The sequence below is a fragment of the Chryseobacterium rhizoplanae genome, from assembly GCF_900182655.1.
GTDB classification, from domain to species: domain Bacteria; phylum Bacteroidota; class Bacteroidia; order Flavobacteriales; family Weeksellaceae; genus Chryseobacterium; species Chryseobacterium rhizoplanae.
Genome location: NZ_FXTC01000002.1, coordinates 489872 through 510728 on the forward strand (window position 1 = coordinate 489872; position 20857 = coordinate 510728).

Sequence of the window (20857 nt, forward strand, 5' to 3'; positions counted from 1 at the left end):
AACATCACCCTATTTTTACGATAAGATAACTGCTGTCTATCATAGTTTTGCAGTATTAAATCCGGTACAATGAAAACAATAATTGTCTGCACAGATTTTTCCCACGAAGCTGAGAATGCTACTCATTATGCAGCCTCTATGGCTAAAGAAAATAAATACACAATCGTACTTTTTAATCTGCAAACCGTTTCCATACACGCTTTGAATGCACAGGCTTCGGCAGATTTTTTCTATACCCAGACCCTTAAAAATCAGAAAAAACTTGAAGACAAGGCGACCGAACTTACAACACTCTATGCTATAGAAACAACGCATCATCTGGCTTCCGGAAATTTCATGGAAGAGCTTGAAAACTGTATGCAGATCCACGAATGTGATTTCATTGTCATGGGAATGGCCGAAAAAACTTTGGAACAAAAGCTTTTGGGCAACAGTGTAACAAGAGCTATTCAAAGAATTAAAAAACCGATATTAATTGTTCCTTCCCACATAGAATATACGGGAATCAGGAAAATTCTTTTTGCGTATGATACTCACAAAAGCATGACCTGGACCGCAATGAATGACATTTATTATTTCATCAATGAGTTTAATGCCGAGATTGAGGTGTTTAATGTAAATGAAAGCTTAGAAGATTTTACTGAAGTTATTCATGATATTGACCTGAATTCCGGGTATGATCTGGATGATATTAAATACAGTTTTAAAATGATTCAATCCATCGAAGTCATCAAGGCAATCGAGGAGGAAATCAGACTGACAAATCCGGATCTGCTGACGATGGTTCCCTACAAATACAACCTTGTAGAATCTCTTTTCCACCGCAGTAAAACAGCTATTATGGCCTATAAAAACAAAGTACCATTACTATCAATTCCCCTAAATATAGATTAAGATCAATAAAAATCTGAACACATTTAAATTATCCTTTTTGCCTTTAAAGGCTAAATTTTACACTTAATCTTGTTTGACAGGACCGGAAAGAGATTTCCGGTCCTGTTTTTATTGCTAGAGGTTTACAATCACTTTTCCGGCAACACGGTTGGTTTCCACCTCCAAATGTGCCATAGCTATGTCTTCAAACGGGAATGTTTTATAAACAAATGGTTTCAATACTTTCTGCTCCAATAAGCCAGCAATTGCCCCTATGGTTTCTTTTTTAGACTGTACCATCATAAACTCAATATTCACCTTTTTCTGCCCGGCTCTGTCTGCAACATCCTCAGGAATCTCAGGAGTAGGAAGCGTTATGATAATTCCGTTCTCTTTTACAACATCTACAGAATCAGATAACGTTTTTCCCTGAAGAGTATCAATGACGATATTTACATCCTGTAATTTTTCATGAAAGTTTTCTGTTGTATAATCAATATGTTCATCAGCTCCAAGCGATAAAACAAAATCCCTGTTTTTACCGGAGGATACGCCGATAACATATGCTCCGAAATTCTTCGCAATCTGAACAGCAAAATGGCCAACACCACCTGAAGCTGCATGGATCAACACTTTATTTCCTTCTTTAATTTTAGCAACATCTACCAGCGCCTGATAAGCCGTTGAAGCCGCCATTGACGCCGCCGCTGCCTGCTGATGAGTAATATTCCGGGGCTTTAATGCCAGATGAACCGCCGGAGCCGCAACATATTCTGCATACGCGTTTCCTCTTCCAAAAAAGTTAACCATCCCAAAGACTTCATCTCCTTCTTTGAAATCAGTTACATTGTTTCCGGTTTCTACGACTTCTCCCGAGATATCCCATCCCAAAATAGCAGGTCTCTTTTCTTCAAAGATCCAATTCAGAACTCCTTCATAAGCTCTGGATTTTACATCTACGGGATTAATGCTTACAGATACTACTTTTACCAATACCTCATCATTTCCTATTACAGGTTTTTCTATTTCCGCAAATTGAAGATTTCCAACATCTCCTGCTTCGTTTAAAATAACTGCTTTCATTTTTTTTTAATTTTAATTGTTGGACAAATGTAGTCTCATCATATCTTTGCAGCAAGTATGTACTTTTTGGTAATCTACATACCAAAAACATACTAATACTGATTATCAAACCATTGAAAAAATGTTAAAAATAAAAAAAGTCACCAATGAGCCATCCTGTCCTGTTGATTACGCTTTCAAACGGATTGGAGGAAAGTACAAAGGCCGTATTTTATGGTATCTTCATCTGAAGACGATTATGCGTTACGGCGAACTTCGTAAAACACTTTCTGACATTACCCCTAAAATGCTTACTCAGACTGTCCGGGAGCTGGAAGATGACGGACTCATCCACAGGGAAGTCTATCATGAAGTTCCTCCGAAAGTAGAATATTCTTTAACGGAAACCGGTGCTGAACTCATCCCTTTTATTGATTATCTGAGACTCTGGGGTGAAAATCAGATTGAAAAAGAGAGAATAAAAGGCTAAAACAGAAACGCGTTTCAACCGGAAAACGGTTACTGTGATTTTTATGCATTGTTCGTCTTGCTGCAGCATGATATTGTCTTTGTCCTCATATTTTCAATGTTTAATATTTTAATTTCCATAAAACCATGAATGATCATCATGGTTTTTATTTTATGTATAAAGAGGTGCCACTGGATATTTTTAATTAAAAAAAACAAACTAGTAATTCATATTCATCTGAATATCAAAAAGTCGTAAATTTAGTAAAGGATAAAAACAGTGTTTTCACCCTTTTTTATAGTTGTGCCATTAGCTAATTTTGTTCCATAAAATTAAAACCATAAAAATGAAAACTCCCTTTTTTACTAAGACTTTAAGTTTGCTCTGTGCAGCATTTATTCTAACACTCTGTTTATTAAGCTGCACCCGCTGCTCTGAACCACCTAAAGAACCCGTTAGCAACAGTTATAAAAAGAAACTGATCAGCTACCGTGAAGGCCGGGTCCTTTTTGATGAATACACCAGAACCAATCATGAAGTGCTCATGAAATACAGAAACGGTGAACCAGACTCCCGATGGTACTGGTTTTCACTGGAAGACATGGAAGGCTATATTAAATACGTAAAAGAAAACGCCAAAAAACAAAAATTAAAAAATCCGGGAATCAGGATCTATATGGGAAAATATCCTATGAATCATCCTAAAAACAGAATGGCAAAACCGGAATATGCAGGTTATCAGACTATTTTCTTAGTTCCTACTGCCCAAAAAAGAGAAAGGACCAATGCTATGTCCAGATCTGCTACCACCGAGGAAAATACAGATGTCCCTTCTATAGAATCTATGAATATGACCAATCTGGCACCACCTCCAAAAACCTTGTCAGGAACAATGCCTTAAAAACACAAAATTATGAACTGGAATATTGAAACAGGGAAACAGATATCAATGATCCTATCCATCATAGTGATGCTTTTAATGGTTATAAAATATAGAAAAACCGGAAAGGAAAATTTATTTTTTATTATTGGATATCTGTTGTTTTCCCTGATCGATATTTTCTGTTATTTCTACTTCAACCTGACCAGGCTGCCTACGGATATATTTTATGTAATTGGGTTTTTGATGATTGTTTTCTTTTTGTACTTATTTTATTATTACCAATTACTGTATGTTCCGGTGCTCAAAAAGATACAGACCGTCATTCTGGCTCTTTTTGTCCTTAATATTGCTGTCATGTTTTACACAGAGGATGATCTGCTTCATCATTTTTCTTTTAATATGCTGTATGTAGATATCCTTCTGTTACTATTTTCAATTATTTTGTTCCTCTATCAAACTTTTAACTCAGATAAAATATTGGGAATCAGCAACTATCTTCCGTTCTGGATTTCAGTGGCTTTGCTGATCTTTTTCATCGGAAGTATCCCGATCCTGTTTTTCAGAAACACTGTTTCGGAGAGTATTTATTTCTTTATTTTATTTATGCTGAATCTGATCAGCAATGGTATACTCATATTGGGTTTGATGGGGAACAAACAGGAGAAAATCAGATAAAAACTTCTTAGATATGGAAGAGAATAATTTGGTCATCATCTTTACAATTACCTTATTTATCGTTGTTTTGACAATGATCTTCATCTATGCTGTTTTCATCAAGAAAAAAACAACCCTCCTGATAGAGCAAAAAGAAAAAGATTTACGGTTTGAAAAAGAACTGGCTACTTCTCAGGTTGAAATGAAAGAACAGACCTTGAATTATATGGGACAGGAATTACATGATGATCTGGGACAAAAACTTTCTGTTGTACGGCTTCGTCAAAACCAGCTGATCACCAAATTAAAAGGCCCGGAAAAAGAAGATCTTACTGAGCTGAACGAACTGTTGGGAGAATGTATACAGGATATAAGAAACCTGTCTAAAACATTAATTACCGAGCAGATTATTCATTTCGGACTGGCAGAATCCATTGAAAGAGAAGTTCATAGGATCAAAAAACTGAAATTATTAAAAATAGAATTCATTACCCAGAAACAGGATATTGACATTTCTCCAAAACATGGGTTGATTCTCTTCAGAATTGTCCAGGAAAGTATCAACAATATCCTGAAACATTCCAAAGCCAAAAATGTTTCCATACAAATGGAAGACGACTGTGAAAAATTACACATCAGCATTTCCGACAACGGAAAAGGCTTTGATACAAGCATGATTCAGGATGGTTCAGGATTAAAAAACATGGAACTGAGAGCAAAGCTGATTCATGCCGAACTATCTATACACTCAGAACTAAATAAAGGAACACAAACTCTGATAACCTATCATAAAAATTTATTATGAAAACTATTCCCATAGCGATCGTTGATGATCATACCTTAATTTCCAAAGCCCTGGAAAATATGATCACAGAAAACACTCAATATCGGGTCATTATGAATCATCCCAACGGAGAAGAATTTATTGCAGGTGTGGAAAAAGCTTCAGAATTGCCCGCCGTAGTCCTGATGGATGTTAATATGCCTTATAAAAACGGTATAGAAACTACAGAATGGCTTACCGAACATTACCCCGACATCAAAGTTATCGCCCTTACCATGGATGATGATGAAAAAGTTCTCATCAGAATGCTGAAGGCAGGTGCTAAGGGATACTTACTGAAAGACATGCAGCCTTCTATCCTCTTTCAGGCCATTGAAACTGTATTTGAAAAAGGCAGCTTTTATACTGATTTTGTAGCCCAGAAATTATTGAAAGTAAAAACAGAAGAAATGAAAAATGCCTCCCTTCTTTCTGAACTGAAAGACAGAGAGAAAGAGTTTATAAAGTGGGCTTGCAGTGAACTTACCTATAAAGAGATTGCCGACAAAATGTGCCTGAGCCCTAAAACCATTGATGGCTACCGAGATTCGGTTTTTGTAAAACTGGACATTAAAAACAGAGCAGGTCTGGTACTTTTTGCTTTGAAACATGATCTGTGTTGATTGAATATGCTAATTTTTTAATCTTATTTCTTATACTATAAAATAAACATCTTTATATTCTTTTTACGTATCCGGCAGCTTTTCAAGCTGCCGGATTTTCAATTCATAACATCCTCATATACAACACAAAAGGCGTTTTCCCTTTTTCAAAATACGGTTTTCTCCTCTGTTTTCGTCCTGCAGAATAATGGAATTTTGTCATAGAAAAAAATACAGAAAGGCAGAACCCGAAAAGCCAAAACAGAGTAGGGAATATTTTTAAAACTAATACAATGAAAAAAGCACTTATCGTAGGTATTAATGATTATGCACCCATCGGATACGGAGGTCCGGATCTTAATGGTTGTGTAAATGATGCAAGAGATATGGCAAATACATTGGTAATCTGTGGTTTTAGTCCTGCAAAGATTAAAATCCTGACCAATCAAAATGCAACACGAGCGAATATATTGAACTATCTGAAATCCATGATCAGCACAAGTGTAAAAGGAGATTCTCTTGTTTTTTATTATTCGGGACACGGAACCAGAGTGGCTAATATAGGATCGGATCTGGAACTGGATGGTCTGGACGAAGCTATTTGTCCACATGATTATGCCAATAACGATGTTATTCGTGATGATGATTTTAAAACAGTTCTCAGCAAGCTGAAAGCGGGAGTGAATATGGAAGTTGTTTTTGACTGCTGTTATTCCGGAACAGGAATCCGAAAAATGGACTTAGGACTGGAAGCAGATCTTCTTAACGAAACCGCCCGTTATATTCCACCAATGCTCGAAGATGAATTTTACCTGACCTATGCCAGTGAAATGGAATCTTCTAAAAATGCTAAAAAATCAACTATGCTCACCAAAGCTCTTGTGCCTGTGGCGGGAATGAATCATACTTTATGGGCTGCCGCTAAAGATAATCAGGTTTCCATGGAAGGGAATATCAGCGGGCAGATACGGGGTTACTTCACCTATCATTTCTGCAAAATATTACGTGCTACCAATGGTAATATTGTTAGAAAGACACTTGATAAACAAGTTGCTATTGCATTGGCAGCGATGGGAGCAGCTCAGATCAACCAGACAGAGAGCATCACTGCAGAATTTTCACAAAAAATATTCACTTAATCATATCATTATTACAGGCGGAATCCGAAAAGCCATTAAAAGAGTAGGAAAACACTAGATTAAAAATAATAATCATGTCAAAAATCGAAAACAACAACCCAATGACAGCAGAAGAAGTTTTAAGACTTAGAACTGTTAAAGCAAAATCAACTGAAAAACCAGAAGCAGTTGAAAAATTATTTAAGCAGGCTCCCGCTATGGAAACCATCAACGGAAGAACTTTTCCGAAAGGGATGAAAACAATAGGAATGCCTATGGATGAAAAAACAGCGGAAATCCGAGCTCTGGAAACTGATCACTTCTATCCTACCCATGCTGATTTTGAATACAATCCAAAATTGGAACCGAAAAGAGACCGTAAACCAAAATTCATTGACAGAGATTCTTTCCTGACTCCGGAAAATGCAAGAACTATTTTTGGAGCAGATCAGAGAAAAGTATATAATTCTACCGCTTATCCATGGAGATGCGTTGGCAGAGTAGAAAGTTCTTTAGGCTCAGGAAGCGGTGTAATGATCGGACCAAGACACCTTCTTACCTGTTCTCATATTGTAGACTGGCAGCCTAATAATACTACAGGATGGCTGAAATTCACGCCAATGTATTATAACGGAAGTGCTCCTTACGGAACAGCCTGGGGTACATTAACGTATTACAAGTATAAAGTAACAGGTCCATCTATTGATTCAACAGAGATACAATATGATTATGTAGTGATTGTATTAGACAGACCTATCGGAAACAGCACAGGCTGGTTAGGCTCAAAATCATATTCCGATTCATGGGACGGAGGAGCTTACTGGACTCACGCCGGATATCCGGGAGACCTTACAGGAACACAAAGACCAACATACCAAACAGGTATTGCACTGGATGGAGATTTCTGGAGTGCTGATGACAATGAAAGCATGAGCCATAAAGCAGATATATGGCCTGGACAAAGCGGAGGTCCTTTTTGGGGATATTGGGACGGCTCTCCGTATGCCGTGGCTACTCAAAGCGCGCATAATCCAAGCGATAATTTTGCAAGTGGCGGCTCAGATTTAGTCAATCTGGTCATCAGAGCTAGAAATGAACATCCTTAATTTATTTTTTTAGTTTCAATCTATAGCCTGCCTTTCGGGGTGGGCTTTTTAATAATCATATAAAAAATTAAAAGGATTTACGATATCCAATTTAACAATATCTTAGGTATAAAAGATAAATTCTATTTTCATTTGGAATTTACAACATCACTAAACCTAATATTACTACAAAAGAAACATGCTTATATTTTTATTTTCATTTCCATAATAACATAATGACGTTTTTTAATTCAACCAAACAAAATCTATTTAGAATTGTTACAAATTTATTCAAGCAGTATGGATATATTGGTTTAATATCTATTTTTGAAAGACATTAAAAATCTTACAGAAGTAGAGTATTTGATAATAAAATTAATTTTTATCATATAATCTCGTAAGTAATTTTAAAAATCAATAAACTAATTTAACTATGGAAAAAGTAATCAAAAGTAAACCATCTGTGGTTTTAACTGGTTTTGAAAAAATTTCAGAATCACAAACGAAGCAGTTATTGGGCGGGTTTTCCAATACAATTACAAATCCAGATACAGGGCTCGATCCTGATGATGGTACTACTAATAATTGCCAAGGAGGGAACTGCAGAGCAGGATGTGGAATATTACAGAACCTAAACTGCATCCAGTGTGGAAAATAATGCATTCGCAATTCAATCATTTACACTAAAGCTGCTTTCAATTTGCAGCTTCTCAAAATTCTAAGATTTATTATAATAGATCATAATTAGTAATTTAAACAAAAGTTTAACCATGAAAAAAGTAATCAAAAGTAAAACCACTGTGGTTTTAACTGGTTTTGAAAAAATTTCAGAATCACAAGGGAAACAATTATTGGGAGGATTTTCCCATACAATCACTAATCCGGAAACAGGACTTGATGACGGTACAGGAACTACTAATAACTGTGCAGGAGGAAACTGTAAAGACGGGTGTGGACAGGGACAAAACGTGAACTGCGTATCAGGTTGTGGAAAATAAGAATATAACTTTTCAGTCACGTACTATTTAAGAACTGACAGTAATGAAATTTATATTTATAGCAATGATTCATAGTAGATTACACTATTTCAACCGTTAATACAAAAATTGTTAATGGTCTGAATTAAAACTACTATCCAGCGGATAGGTTAACAGTTGTATGGAAACAAGTTTATCATACTATTGTGAGCAAAATTTTCTGGATTCATCTATAAGGTCAAATACCCCTGTTTTAAAACTCTTATGTTTAATTAAATTGAGGCTGTCTCAAAAGTATTTCCTTTAAATTCATTATTATCAAGAAATTCAAAGGGTAATATTTTGTCTTTTGAGACAGTCTTTTATCACTAAGTTATGAAATATAGCCAATTTAACTCTATTGTATACATAGATGAAAGATATTATCTATATAATTCTTTCAATCAAAAATTTTTAGTAATTGATCCTATATTAAAGGATCTTCTTGAAGCTTCAAAAAGCGAAAATATAGAAAATCTACACGAAGTACATCCTACCTTTTATGATTATCTGGTTGCAGAGGAATTTATTATCTCTAGCGAAATTGAGGAGGTTGAAAAAGTAAAGCAACTCGCAAAATCTGTTGATGAAAATCGATCTAACTTCTTACTTACGATTAATCCTACAATGAATTGCAATTTTAAATGTTGGTACTGCTATGAAACGCATGTAAAAACATCTAAATTTTCTCAAAGTATGATTGATAAAGTGGGGAAATTTATTGAGAAAACAACAATAAACCCTGCAATGAAATATTTCCAGTTAGCATTCTTTGGAGGTGAACCTTTACTCTATTTTAAGAAAGATGTAGTTCCTGTTATTGAAAAACTTCAGGACGAATGTGTGAAAAATTCTGTAGACTATTCTGTTAGCTTTACCACAAATGGTTATCTGATAGATGACTACTTTATTGATTTTTTTAACTCACGTAAAATAACCCCTTCATTTCAAATTACACTTGATGGTTACAAAGAAAAACATGATGAAGTAAGATTTGTAAATGCAAAAAAAGGATCTTATGTTGAAATTGTAAAAAATATAAAGCGCCTTATAAACAATTCCTTCTTTGTAAGACTTAGAGTAAATTACACATCAGAAAATATTGCTGATACCTATAAAATATCCGAAGAATTTCAAGATATCCCAGCCGATATTAAGAAAAAATACTTGTTAATGGATTTTCATAGAGTTTGGCAGGATTCACAAAATGATAATATAAATGAAGTTGTGGATGAAAATACAGACAAAATCAAAGAGAATGGGATCCAAGTTAGTCATATGACTCCTGATAATGTTCGAAACTCATGCTATGCAGACAAAAGAAACAGTGCTGTTATTAATTATAATGGTGATCTGTTCAAATGTACAGCCAGAGATTTTACAACAGCTAAAAGAGCCGGTTATATTAATGAATCAGGTGATTTGATATGGGAAGATGATTATCTTGAGAGAAGAATGAACACAAAATTCAAAAATAAACCATGCTTATCTTGCAGATTACTTCCAATTTGTAATGGAGGCTGCTCACAGCACGCTATGGAAGCAGAAGAAAGCCAAACAGAATACTGTGTATATTACGGTGATGATCGATTAAAAGATGACGTTGTAATATCTAAAATAAAAGGAATAGTAGAAGCTTTAGTTCTAGATGAAGTTTAAATTTGTTAATCAACTTGAAAGTAATGATTGTGGGCCGGCTTGTTTATCAATGGTTCTAAATTCTTATGGGGTAAATATTCCTGTAAAAGAATTAAAAGAAATTTGCGAAATAACAAGAATGGGGATATCAGTCAAAGACATTTTAGATGGTGGTGAAAAAGTAGGTTTTGAATCTCATGGTTTAAAACTTACTTTAGATCAGCTTGAAGAAATCCCCTTACCTGCAATTTTATTTTGGAAGCAAGATCATTATGTAGTGTTGTATAATATTATCACTAAAAAAGGTAAAAAACATTACTATATCGCAGATCCTGGCTATGGGAAAATTAAAATTGAAGAAGAACTGATAATAAGAGAATGGATTGGAAATGAGGCAAAAGGTGTTTGTCTGATCTTTCAACCTAAAGATGATTTTGAGCAAATTATTGAGAAAAATACTTTTACTGACTATAAAAAGAAGCCCTTTTACAGCAGTACTGTTATCAATCATCTTATTAGTTTTCTTAAGAACAATAATTACAAATACATATTCTCACTTTTGCTATTGATTGTGGGGCTTGGTACTAACTGGCTCATTCCTATTATTTTTAAAAGAATAATTGATGATGGAATAATCGCCAAATCACTCAACTTAGTTATTATTCTTTTGCTTACACAATTTCTGTTATTTATGGGAAATTTTGTATCACAGTTTTTAAGCGATTTCATATTAACAAAACTAAACTTTAATTTATCAATAACTCTTAAAGAAAAATTTCTTAATAAACTGATAAAATTACCCGTCAATTATTTTGATACCAGACTCAATACAGATACCCTGCTTAGATTAGGTGATTTATCAAAATTACAAACCTTTTTTACATGGAAGGGAATTAGTTTTTTTATAAATACTCTTAATTTAATTGTTTTTAGTGGCATCCTGTTTTCTTTAAACAAATTAGTTTTTTTAATATTTGCTGTATTAAGCACCTTATCTGTTATTTGGATATCATTTTTTTTAAAAAAGAGAGCTGCTTTAGAATATTCATTATTTATAAAGCAATCAGACAACAGTAATAACCTGTACGAGTTTATAATGAATATGCCTGAAATCAAAGTTAATCAGGCTCAGAATACTATTATATCAAAAATTTTAAAATTACAAAGAAGCCTCAATGAGTTAGAATTAAAGTCCTTATATCTCAACGCTTACCAATTATCTGGTGCTAATTTTCTTTTGAAATTTAAAGAAATAACAATAATTGCAATTTGTGCCTATTTTATAATAAATTCACAGATGACTGTAGGTACTTTGTTAAGTATCTCATTTATTCTAGGTCAATTAAGCGGACCTATTATTAATCTGATTAACAACATAAAAGATGGTCAGGACGCTTTGATATCTCAAAAAAGAATTGAGGATGTCTTTAGGGTATCAAATGAAAATGACCAAGAGATTCCCGAAAGTGATATAGAGATTCATGATATTATTTTAAATAAAGTTTCTTTTAAATATCCAGGAAGTTTTAATCCCTTCGTAATTAACAATTTATCTTTTGCAATTCCTAAAAATAAAGTGACTGCAATTGTTGGTACCAGTGGAAGTGGTAAAACAACGTTAATGAAATTATTAATGAAATATTACCTTCCAACTTCTGGAAATTTATTTCTTGGTGAAGATAATTTTTCAAATTTAGATCCTGATCATTGGAGAGATAAATGTGGCGCAGTCCTTCAGAACGGACATATTTTTTCCGGAACTATTAAATACAATATTGCTCTTTGTGAAAATGAATTTATAGATTTAGAGAAGCTTGAAAACGCAATAAAAGTAGCGTGCTTAGATAATTTCATTGAATCTTTACCCCTGGGTTCTGAAACAAAAATTGGGAATATTGGAATGCAGTTGAGCGGAGGGCAAAGCCAAAGGGTTTTAATAGCCAGAGCGGTTTATAAAAATCCTGAGTTTCTATTTTTTGATGAGGCTACCAGTTCTTTGGACGCCAACACAGAAAAAGAAATTCTAAATAATTTAAGAGATTTTTTTGTAGGAAGAACAGTAGTTGTTGTAGCTCATCGTTTAAGTACAGTTAAAAATGCAGATCAAATCATTGTAATGGAGAAAGGAGAAATAACGGAAATAGGAACCCATGAAGAACTCATTGTGACAAGAGAAAAATATTTTTCTCTAGTAAAAAATCAATTAGAATTAGGAAATTAATCATTTCTCATTCAAATTTAAAAGCACGATTCTTACTTTAATTAATAAAAAATATAAACATGAAAAATTTTGTAGCAGTTTTTATTTTTCTTATTGGAAATATGTTTCTTTCACAAGTGTATGCCAGCCAGCCAGAGAAAGAAAATATAATTAATATCTCAGGAATCGTTTTTGATTCAAAATCTCTCCTTCCTATAGAAAATGTGAATATTTATAATGAAAAAGGAGATGTTATTGCAAAAACTGATTCTAAGGGTTATTTTATAGGTAAGTTACAATATGCTAATAAGGAAGGCATAAAATTTAAGATTAAGCTAGAAAAAAAAGGCTATCTATCTTTTACCCAAACTGAAAATTGGGCAGACTTTAAAAAAGGAAACATTAACACAATATATTATTTTGGAATTAAGAAAGCCAATGAGGCTTCTGATGTAGATTCTTTTTCACAATTTATTTTTAGCAGTGACCTTTCATTTAAATCTGCTTCCAATAATTTCGAAAATGTTTTAGAAAAATTGAGGTTTAACAAAACCATTAATAATTTGAGAAAAAGCAGTCAAAAAAGTTTCTTTGAAATTAATAATTCTTATTATTTAATAAGTGATACGGGCTGGATAAAGCTAGAATCACCTAAAAGTTTAATTTACATTGATACTTTAAAAAAAATCTCAGCAGAAAACATCAATTCTACTTTACAACGAAAAGACATTAAAGATATTCTTCATACGGACGATGGGGAGATAAAAATCACAATGTATACAGTTGAAAAATAGATAAGAAACTTCAATCCAAATTCATATCCTTTAAGCGTTTACAACATTCATAAAAAATTATAATTAACAATTTTAAAAACTATTGCTATGAAAAAAGTAATCAAAATTAAAACCACAGTGGTTTTAACTGGTTTTGAAAAAATTTCAGAATCACAAGGGAAACAATTGTTGGGAGGTTTTTCTCATACAATTACCAATCCGGAAACAGGAATTGATGATGGCATCTCAAATAACTGCCAGGGAGGTAACTGTGCCATCAATTGCAGCATTCATCAAAATCTCAATTGTAGCGGAGCCTGCGGTAAATAAACTAGAATTGAATTATGAAAAAAAATGAAAAGAGAAGTTTAAATACTGATCACCTGAAAGATCTAATTACCTCTGCAACAATTAAAAAAGATGCATCAATTGATAAATTAATTGGTGGTTTCAGTCAAGCTGTATCAATAGGAATTGATGATACTATTTCTGATGGACAGACTAATAATTGTGATGGAGTGAATTGTCGTAAATATTGCGGCGCAGATATCCCTCAGTTGCCTTTTAGATCATAATTCCCTCAATAACTACCGCGGAGCATTTCGTTAATGGTTCATTACTTAAAAATTAAAAAATATGAAAAATTTCAGTCTTGAGAATACTCGCCTAAACATGGAACGTTTACAGCAACTTATTGTTTCTGCAGAAATTGAAACAGATAAATCTGCTGATAAACTTATTGGAGGTTTCAGCCAATCTTTATCAATAGGAATTGAAGATACTATTTCTGATGGACAGTCTAATAACTGTAATGGAGCAAATTGTCATAGACATTGTGGCGATTATCCCCCAGATACTCCAGTAGGACCAAATACGGTCTGTATTTTTTAAATACCAATTATGAATGTTAGAAGCCTCTTTTTGAGGCTTTTTAAGTATTTCTATTTCTCAATAATAATAACTTAATTTACCTGATAAAATTACAAATATATTGTGAAATAATGGAACACAGCCATTCCATAATAAAATATTGAGAGCCATTTCACAACTATTTTACTGTACAAAAAATGGAGAGTATTTATAAATAGACCAATTAATACAAATAAAAAAGCTGAATAATAAATTATTATCCCGCTTTATATTATCAATTACTTTCTTATTTTCACAGAATTTCTGTAAATAAAACCAGACTCCCCTAGAATGTGGTTGCAGGTGCAGTATTGTTGTATAACTTTCTGTTGACTTCGTTCTTTTTCCCTTTAGCAAAATCATAGCCTATTCCCAAGATAAACATATTTTTGTTGTTGTAAATATTAGTAACTCCTGAATAGTTTACTAAACTTTCATTAAGTGTTTTCATCTTGTATCTTGATGGCATTCCCAACCAGTACATTCCAGTGGTAAATGTCCAGTCTTTCAGCTTATAATTGGCAAAAATATGGTTCTGGTTCTCATTAGTGTTTAAGAATGCTCCACTTAGGGTGTAGACAGGAATATTAAACATATAAGTCAAACTTAAATTTTTGTATTCAGAAGAAATTGTGAAATTATTTCCGAAATAATTATTTTTAAGCAAAGCTCCTGAAATCATCTTAACACGCTGCATTGTTGGATAAATATTGGCTTTAATAACTAACAGCCTATTTCCAAATGGTTTTACAGATCCTGTCATCTGTATCCCTAAACGTGAACTAAACTGGGCATTTTCGTATGTTAATGCATATTGGGTATTGTTATTATACAAAACGTACATACTGTTTATAGCATTATCCAAATAATTATAGAAAAGATTAGCATTAAAATCAAAATACTTATTATTATAAGAATAATTTAAATTATTATTCCACGCCTTTTGTATTGTTAAAAAAGGATTCCCTGTAGAAACAATATTAGGAACAATCTGATTAATATTTGGACTTAGTGATGTACTACCCGGGCTATAAGGAGTGTAACTGCTCGTGAATCGCAAACTTTGATTCTTCTTCAACTCGTATCCTAAAATAATTTTAGGAGTTATCGTCCAGTCATCATTGCTCGTTGTAGCAGTCTTATTCTGTATATTAGTTAAACCCAATCCGATACGATACATCAGTTTTTTACTTTTACCTGCAAATTCTGAATATAAATATTGTGTCAAATAATTAACTGAAAAATCAAAATTTCCAGCCAGATTCACTAGACTATTATCAACATTGTTATTGTCAATTCTATAGCCTGCACTTAGCTTACCCATTACAAAATCATGAGTGTAGGCTACCTCTCCTACAATACTCTTCTGTTTGGCTTTTAAATTCATATCATTATCAAAAATAATATTATCTGTATTGATTACCCATTCTTTATCAATTTCAAAGCTTTTACTGGTATATGCAGATCCTACTACATTAAAACTTATTTCATCTTTTTTGCCTAGTTTTTTGGAAAAGTAAATATCTAGTTTTGGAGGACTATATTTTTCACCAGTATACTGTGAAGTTCCATGTTGTTCTGAAGCATTGTCTTTTGTGAAAATACTTTCTCCATTTCCCTTAGAGAAAGAATTATAAATATTCATTGAAAACTTTGTTTGAAAAACATAATTTCCGCTCAGGGAATTAGTATATCTTAAAGTAATATCCTGATCGGTATAGCCAAAATGATCTGTCTTATTTTCATTTGTATTGTAATGAGATCCCTGCAAATGATAATCATAGACTCTGTTGGTAGCCCGGTTATCATAATCTCTGAAATTAATGGCATACTCTAGACCAATATTATTTCTTCCGTTGGTATAGTTTGCATAAGCCTGTCCATTTACAAACCCTGTCGTCAATGCAGTACTTACTGAAGTTCCTGCAGCAAAACCTACTTCAGGATTTCTTGTAATAATATTAACAACAGTATCCGCTCTATTGGCCCATCTTGTAGGAGGATTATCATAATACTCAACTCTCACCACATTTTCTGGCCGGATACCTCTGGCTTGCAGCTCTGTAGATTCTATTCCGTTGATTAAAAGTAAAAATTTTCCACCTTTTATACTGGAAATCTTACTGGAAATAGGATCGAATTGAAGTTCAGGCAAAGTTTGCAGTAAGTCATTGGCATATCTGGCTTTTTTTAAAGCTTCTTCATCGAAACTATAAACCGCTTTGTCTACATATTGTTTTTTACGTTGTGTTTTTATTAGAACCTCTTGAATTTCTTTTATTTTTTGAATTGAATCCTGGGGTTTTGGGGTATTATTTTCTTGTGCAAGAGTAAAGCTACCTATAGTTAATAGTGCTAAACTTATCTGTTTTCTCATTATTAGTATTAGTTTTTTCGAAATATTTTATTAGCAAATTTAAAATTACAGATTTTTTTTTCAAAGTAAAGTGATCTTTATTTTGAAAAATTTGAAAATGTATCTATATGAAACTGATCCAATCATAACTATGATTAATAAAGACATTTCCTATCCGAAATATAATAAATTATTTTCATCAAAAGTATAAATAATTCGACAATATGTAAGTATAAGAAAACCTTTATTGAGAATTATAGCAAAATTTTTTAAGTGAAGTGGAAAAACGAAAATAATGCTTGTTTATTTTTACCCCTTAAATAATTAATGATCTGATAATTCTCAATATTTTAATACATTTGTTTAAAACATACTTCAGATGAATTTCGAGCAGATCAACTTACACCTTGAGGCTTACAAAGAACACAACCAGATTCTGGATGCGGCTAAATACTTGATTCATTCTTTTGATCTGGAACATGAAAACTTTGCAGGGTTTGGATTCAGGGAGGAGCTTTCTCCTACATCAATGCTTCTTACTGCAGAAGGTGAATTGGGAGGACCGCAGACTGTAATGATTCCACGAAATTTATTTGATTTTGACCTGAACCTTGTTCTTAATATGGTAGCTCATGAAATGCTTCACGTAAGGCAGAAAGCCCCCGGACATGTAATTGAAGACAAAAATGAAAGAGAATTTCAGGCGTATTATGAGATGCTTTTTCATAAAGTTTTCCCACAAGTTCCTGAGGTTTCGGATTTCCATAAAAAATTCTTTGGTGGAAAAGCGTTGGAATATTACAAAAGGATGGGTGAAGGTTCAGAACTACAACAAAAATATGCAGAACACAAAATAGAAGTAGAACATTTAATCAACGCATTACCATGACAATAAAACCAGAGATCACCTGGGCAGATTTTGAAAAAATAGACATCAGATGTGGAACCATCCTTTCAGTAAATGATTTTGAAAAGGCCAGAAACCCGTCTTACCAGCTGGAAATAGACTTTGGAGACTTAGGAATCAGAAAATCCTCTGCTCAGATTACCTCTCTTTATGAAAAAGAAGACCTTGTAGGAAAGCAGATCTTGGCGGTAGTCAATTTCCCTAAAAAACAGATTGCCAACTTCTTCAGTGAGTGCCTGGTGTTGGGATTATATGGTGAAGACAAAAAAGATGTCACTCTTTTAGCCCCTTCATTACCTGCAAAAAACGGAATGCAGGTAGGATAGACAGCAAATAAACACATATGATACAGAACATACCTTTAGAAAGAGTTTTATTCCTTGATATTGAGACCGTTCCACAGGCAGGATCATGGGACGACTTATCTGAAACTGAACAATATCTCTGGGATAAAAAGACCAGATTTCAGAGAAAAGAAGATATCTCCGCAGAAGAGTTTTATGACAGGGCCGGTATTATGGCTGAGTTTGGAAAAATCATCTGTATCTCCATCGGAATGCTTGAAAAGAATGAAACACTTAAAATAAAAAGCTTTTCCGGGCACGATGAAAAGAAAATGCTTCAGGAATTTGGCGAAATCTTTAACAGTCCAAGGCTTCACAATGTGATTCTCTGTGCTCATAATGGAAAAGAATTTGATTTCCCATGGATTGCCAGACGATATCTTATCAACGGGATGCTGCCACCTGCCCCATTTCAGATGTTTGGAAAGAAGCCCTGGGAGATTCCTCACATAGATACTATGGAACTGTGGAAGTTTGGGGATTATAAAAGTTTTGTATCATTGGAATTACTGGCTCATGTCTTTGGTATTCCTACCCCGAAAGATGATATTGACGGCTCAATGGTTTCATCAATTTACTACATAGAAAAAGACTTGCAGAGAATTGTAGACTATTGTGAAAAAGATGTCTTAACTTTGGCAAATATTTTCCGGCGCATGCGTCAGGAAGATTTGTTGAAAAGGAATATCAATCTAGATTAAAAAATGAAATTTACAGACGATCAAATTGCTGACATTGGTGAGGAAATCATTGGTGTACTGAAAACCGTATATGACCCCGAAATTCCGGTAGATATTTACGAATTAGGACTGATTTACGATGTTCAGATCTCCGATGATGCTGACGTAAAAATTATAATGACCCTTACTACTCCCAACTGTCCTGTTGCAGAAACTCTTCCTCAGGAAGTAAAAGATAAAGTGGCTGAAGTAGAACATGTGAATAGTGTAGATTTAGAGCTGACTTTTGAACCGAGCTGGAATAAGGATATGATGAGTGAAGAGGCGAAGTTTGAATTAGGAATGCTATAATTCAGGAAATAATGGCAAAGAAAATTGGAGCGATAGTTCTTGCTTTTCTCGGTATTTATATGCTCTATTTAGGAGCGCAGATGAAAGCACAGCCTCCTTTTATTACAGGAATCGGCTTCATCATTATTTCTTTGTTTCACTTGAGTAAAAAATAAGTACAACGTAATATGTACCCATAAAAAAGGATGTCTTATCGGACATCCTTTCTTGTTTTCTATAATTATATTTCTTTTGCTATTTCTTTTCCTTCTCTCCTGCTCCATTCGCTCCATGAACCTACATACAGATCCGGCATCGGGAATCCTGCATAATCCAGGGCTAAGATCGTATGACATGCAGTGACACCTGAACCACAGTGAATGATCAGGTGCTCAGGTTTATTTTCTAATAACTTTCTATATTTTTCTTTTAAAATTTCCGGACTCAGGAAATTTCCGTTCTCATCAAGATTTTCAGAAAAAGGAATATTGATTGCTCCTGGAATATGACCGGCAACAAGATCAATCGGTTCTGATTCCCCTTTATAGCGATAGGCATCTCTTACATCAATAACAGTCGAAGAATCGTTTTTAAGCTCATTTTCAACAATTTCCAAACTGGAAACAGGAAGAAGCCACTGATCCTTTTTTATTAAAGAAGCTTTCTCAAATGCTTCCTCTCCGGAAGAAAATTCCACTCCGTTTTTTTCAGCAGCCTGCATTCCGCCATCAAGAACCTGAACGTTCTCAAATCCAAAAGATCTTAACATCCACCAGGCTCTTGCCGCTGCATTTGAAGCATTTTTATCATCATACACAATGATGTGAGAATTCTCTGCAATTCCTAGATTTGAAAGTGTTTCCGCAAATTTTTCTACGGAAGGAAGCGGATGTCTTCCTCCAAAAGCGGCATCCTGTCCAATCTCAGCCAAATCTTTATCCAGATCAATGAATCTGGCTCCTTTAATATGTCTTTCAAGGTAGCTTTGTTTTACCTCTTTTCCCGTTCTTGCATCAAGAATGACAAGGTTTTCTGTCGGGATATTTTTAAGTTCGGATGGGGAGATTATTGGAGACATTTTGTTGATTTTGGGTTTAAGATTAATATGTTTTGGCTGAAGCCTATTGTATTTTTAATATAATAAAGCGGGCTAAAGCCCGCTCCTATTGATGTTTTTCTCACATATTTTGAAACCTGAGCAGACCTCTTTTTCTCTGTGAGATTTATTCTTAAAAATGAAAAATATCCTTTGCTTTATTGTAAGAGCTTTCAAAGTTCAGTAAATTCAGCTTATGTTCTGCTTTTTCAACGCTCATAAAATTGATCACTTGTTCAGTAGGCATATTTCCTACAAGATCATCTTTAGCCATAGGGCATCCTCCGATACCTTTGATAGCACTGTCAAATCTTCGGCAGCCTTTATCATAAGCTGCTTTTAATTTTGAATAAGAATCTTCATAACGGTTATGAAAATGCCCACCGAAGTTAATTTCAGGATATTTTGAAGGTATTTTTTCAAACAAAAGAGCAATTGTTTCGGGAGTTGCCACCCCTGTTGTGTCTGACAATAAGATATCTTTCACTCCGATATCTGAAAATCTTTGTGCCCACTGGTCTACATCTTCCCACTTCCACATTTCACCGTATGGGTTTCCAAAAGCCATGGAGAAATAGATATTAAGCTGCTTGCCTTCGCTTTTTACCAGTTCAAGCATTTTAATAATTTCATCAAAAGCTTCTTCCTGACTTTTATTCGTATTTCTATGCTGAAAAGTTTCGGAGATAGAAAACGGAAAACCCAGGATATCAACGGACTGGTGTTTCAATGCTTTTTCAGCGCCTCTGTAATTGCCAATAATCGCAGAAACTTTCGTCTTAGAACGCGATTTGTCAATATTTTCGGCTACCTCATCAGAATCAGCCATCTGTGGAATTGCTTTCGGAGAAACAAAACTCAGACAATCCAATACATCAAAGCCAACATCCATCAAGGAGTTGATATAATCTATTTTTTTATCGGTAGGGATAAATTCGCCCCATCCCTGCATGGCATCTCTAGGACATTCGGTAAGAAACATTGTTACTTTTTGATTTTCTCAAATATAATAAAACTAAACTACTTAGTATACTGTACA

The 20857-nt window shown here is 33.9% G+C and carries 25 protein-coding genes; 21 read left to right on the forward strand and 4 right to left on the reverse strand.

Annotated features, from left to right (window positions below):
* Positions 1-69: 69 nt before the first annotated feature.
* Positions 70-894, forward strand: a complete 825-nt coding sequence (locus FN817_RS07430) for a universal stress protein (RefSeq protein ID WP_142717380.1) — start codon at positions 70-72, stop codon at positions 892-894.
* A gap of 114 nt (positions 895-1008) precedes the next feature.
* Here FN817_RS07430 and FN817_RS07435 read toward each other — a convergent pair whose 3' ends face one another.
* Complete coding sequence (locus tag FN817_RS07435) at positions 1009-1956, reverse strand: NADP-dependent oxidoreductase (RefSeq protein WP_142717381.1); 948 nt, start codon at positions 1954-1956, stop codon at positions 1009-1011.
* A gap of 121 nt (positions 1957-2077) precedes the next feature.
* Here FN817_RS07435 and FN817_RS07440 point away from each other — a divergent pair, with 121 nt between their 5' ends.
* The 15 genes from FN817_RS07440 (at position 2078) to FN817_RS07510 (ending at position 14087) form a co-directional block, all read left to right on the forward strand.
* Positions 2078-2425 carry a winged helix-turn-helix transcriptional regulator gene (locus FN817_RS07440; RefSeq protein ID WP_142717382.1) on the forward strand — a complete coding sequence of 116 codons (348 nt, stop codon included), beginning with the start codon at positions 2078-2080 and terminating at the stop codon, positions 2423-2425.
* Between the two features lie 325 nt (positions 2426-2750).
* Positions 2751-3305 (forward strand): hypothetical protein, encoded by a 555-nt coding sequence (locus FN817_RS07445; protein WP_142717383.1) that lies wholly within the window; start codon positions 2751-2753, stop codon positions 3303-3305.
* Between the two features lie 12 nt (positions 3306-3317).
* Positions 3318-3962, forward strand: coding sequence for a hypothetical protein (locus tag FN817_RS07450; protein WP_142717384.1), 645 nt, complete (start codon positions 3318-3320; stop codon positions 3960-3962).
* A 13-nt stretch (positions 3963-3975) separates the two neighbouring features.
* Positions 3976-4746: a sensor histidine kinase gene (locus FN817_RS07455; RefSeq protein WP_142717385.1), complete on the forward strand. Its 771-nt coding sequence runs from the start codon at positions 3976-3978 to the stop codon at positions 4744-4746.
* On the forward strand, positions 4743-5387 hold the full coding sequence (locus FN817_RS07460) for a response regulator transcription factor (protein ID WP_142717386.1): 645 nt from the start codon (positions 4743-4745) through the stop codon (positions 5385-5387). The genes FN817_RS07455 and FN817_RS07460 overlap by 4 nt, the downstream gene beginning before the upstream one ends.
* 272 nt (positions 5388-5659) lie before the next feature.
* Complete coding sequence (locus FN817_RS07465) at positions 5660-6505, forward strand: caspase family protein (protein WP_142717387.1); 846 nt, start codon at positions 5660-5662, stop codon at positions 6503-6505.
* Positions 6506-6579: 74 nt separating this feature from the next.
* Positions 6580-7590 (forward strand): trypsin-like serine peptidase, encoded by a 1011-nt coding sequence (locus FN817_RS07470; RefSeq protein ID WP_142717388.1) that lies wholly within the window; start codon positions 6580-6582, stop codon positions 7588-7590.
* A gap of 412 nt (positions 7591-8002) precedes the next feature.
* Complete coding sequence (locus FN817_RS07475; protein WP_142717389.1) at positions 8003-8227, forward strand: hypothetical protein; 225 nt, start codon at positions 8003-8005, stop codon at positions 8225-8227.
* Between the two features lie 112 nt (positions 8228-8339).
* A complete protein-coding gene (locus FN817_RS07480) occupies positions 8340-8567 on the forward strand; it encodes a hypothetical protein (RefSeq protein ID WP_142717390.1) in 228 nt (75 codons plus the stop codon).
* A gap of 354 nt (positions 8568-8921) precedes the next feature.
* Entirely contained in the window at positions 8922-10244 is a 1323-nt protein-coding gene (locus tag FN817_RS07485; RefSeq protein ID WP_142717391.1) for a radical SAM/SPASM domain-containing protein, read from the forward strand.
* A complete protein-coding gene (locus FN817_RS07490; protein ID WP_142717392.1) occupies positions 10234-12444 on the forward strand; it encodes a peptidase domain-containing ABC transporter in 2211 nt (736 codons plus the stop codon). Before FN817_RS07485 ends, FN817_RS07490 begins: the two co-directional genes overlap by 11 nt.
* A 59-nt stretch (positions 12445-12503) precedes the next feature.
* A complete protein-coding gene (locus tag FN817_RS07495; protein ID WP_142717393.1) occupies positions 12504-13217 on the forward strand; it encodes a hypothetical protein in 714 nt (237 codons plus the stop codon).
* A gap of 87 nt (positions 13218-13304) precedes the next feature.
* On the forward strand, positions 13305-13526 hold the full coding sequence (locus FN817_RS07500; protein ID WP_142717394.1) for a hypothetical protein: 222 nt from the start codon (positions 13305-13307) through the stop codon (positions 13524-13526).
* A 14-nt stretch (positions 13527-13540) separates the two neighbouring features.
* Entirely contained in the window at positions 13541-13771 is a 231-nt protein-coding gene (locus tag FN817_RS07505; protein WP_142717395.1) for a hypothetical protein, read from the forward strand.
* 61 nt (positions 13772-13832) lie between these two features.
* Positions 13833-14087, forward strand: coding sequence for a hypothetical protein (locus FN817_RS07510; RefSeq protein ID WP_142717396.1), 255 nt, complete (start codon positions 13833-13835; stop codon positions 14085-14087).
* A gap of 304 nt (positions 14088-14391) precedes the next feature.
* Here the strand turns inward: FN817_RS07510 and FN817_RS07515 are convergent, their stop codons facing one another.
* A complete protein-coding gene (locus FN817_RS07515; RefSeq protein ID WP_142717397.1) occupies positions 14392-16482 on the reverse strand; it encodes an outer membrane beta-barrel protein in 2091 nt (696 codons plus the stop codon).
* Positions 16483-16840: 358 nt separating this feature from the next.
* Between FN817_RS07515 and FN817_RS07520 the strand changes: the two genes are divergently transcribed.
* The 5 genes from FN817_RS07520 to FN817_RS23080 are packed head-to-tail and all read left to right on the forward strand — an operon-like array spanning position 16841 to position 18898.
* A complete protein-coding gene (locus FN817_RS07520; RefSeq protein ID WP_142717398.1) occupies positions 16841-17350 on the forward strand; it encodes a hypothetical protein in 510 nt (169 codons plus the stop codon).
* Positions 17347-17694: a tRNA-binding protein gene (locus FN817_RS07525; RefSeq protein WP_142717399.1), complete on the forward strand. Its 348-nt coding sequence runs from the start codon at positions 17347-17349 to the stop codon at positions 17692-17694. Before FN817_RS07520 ends, FN817_RS07525 begins: the two co-directional genes overlap by 4 nt.
* A 17-nt stretch (positions 17695-17711) precedes the next feature.
* Positions 17712-18413 (forward strand): 3'-5' exonuclease, encoded by a 702-nt coding sequence (locus FN817_RS07530; RefSeq protein ID WP_142717400.1) that lies wholly within the window; start codon positions 17712-17714, stop codon positions 18411-18413.
* A 3-nt stretch (positions 18414-18416) separates the two neighbouring features.
* A complete protein-coding gene (locus FN817_RS07535; RefSeq protein ID WP_047422116.1) occupies positions 18417-18743 on the forward strand; it encodes an SUF system Fe-S cluster assembly protein in 327 nt (108 codons plus the stop codon).
* A gap of 11 nt (positions 18744-18754) precedes the next feature.
* The gene (locus tag FN817_RS23080) at positions 18755-18898 is read left to right on the forward strand and encodes a hypothetical protein (protein WP_167498823.1); all 144 of its coding nucleotides are present in this window, start codon (positions 18755-18757) and stop codon (positions 18896-18898) included.
* Between the two features lie 65 nt (positions 18899-18963).
* On the opposite strand, the gene FN817_RS07540 is transcribed toward FN817_RS23080, so the two are convergent.
* Positions 18964-19800 (reverse strand): sulfurtransferase, encoded by an 837-nt coding sequence (locus FN817_RS07540; protein WP_142717401.1) that lies wholly within the window; start codon positions 19798-19800, stop codon positions 18964-18966.
* A gap of 151 nt (positions 19801-19951) precedes the next feature.
* The gene (locus FN817_RS07545) at positions 19952-20800 is read right to left on the reverse strand and encodes a hydroxymethylglutaryl-CoA lyase (RefSeq protein WP_047422114.1); all 849 of its coding nucleotides are present in this window, start codon (positions 20798-20800) and stop codon (positions 19952-19954) included.
* Between the last annotated feature and the right edge of the window lie 57 nt (positions 20801-20857).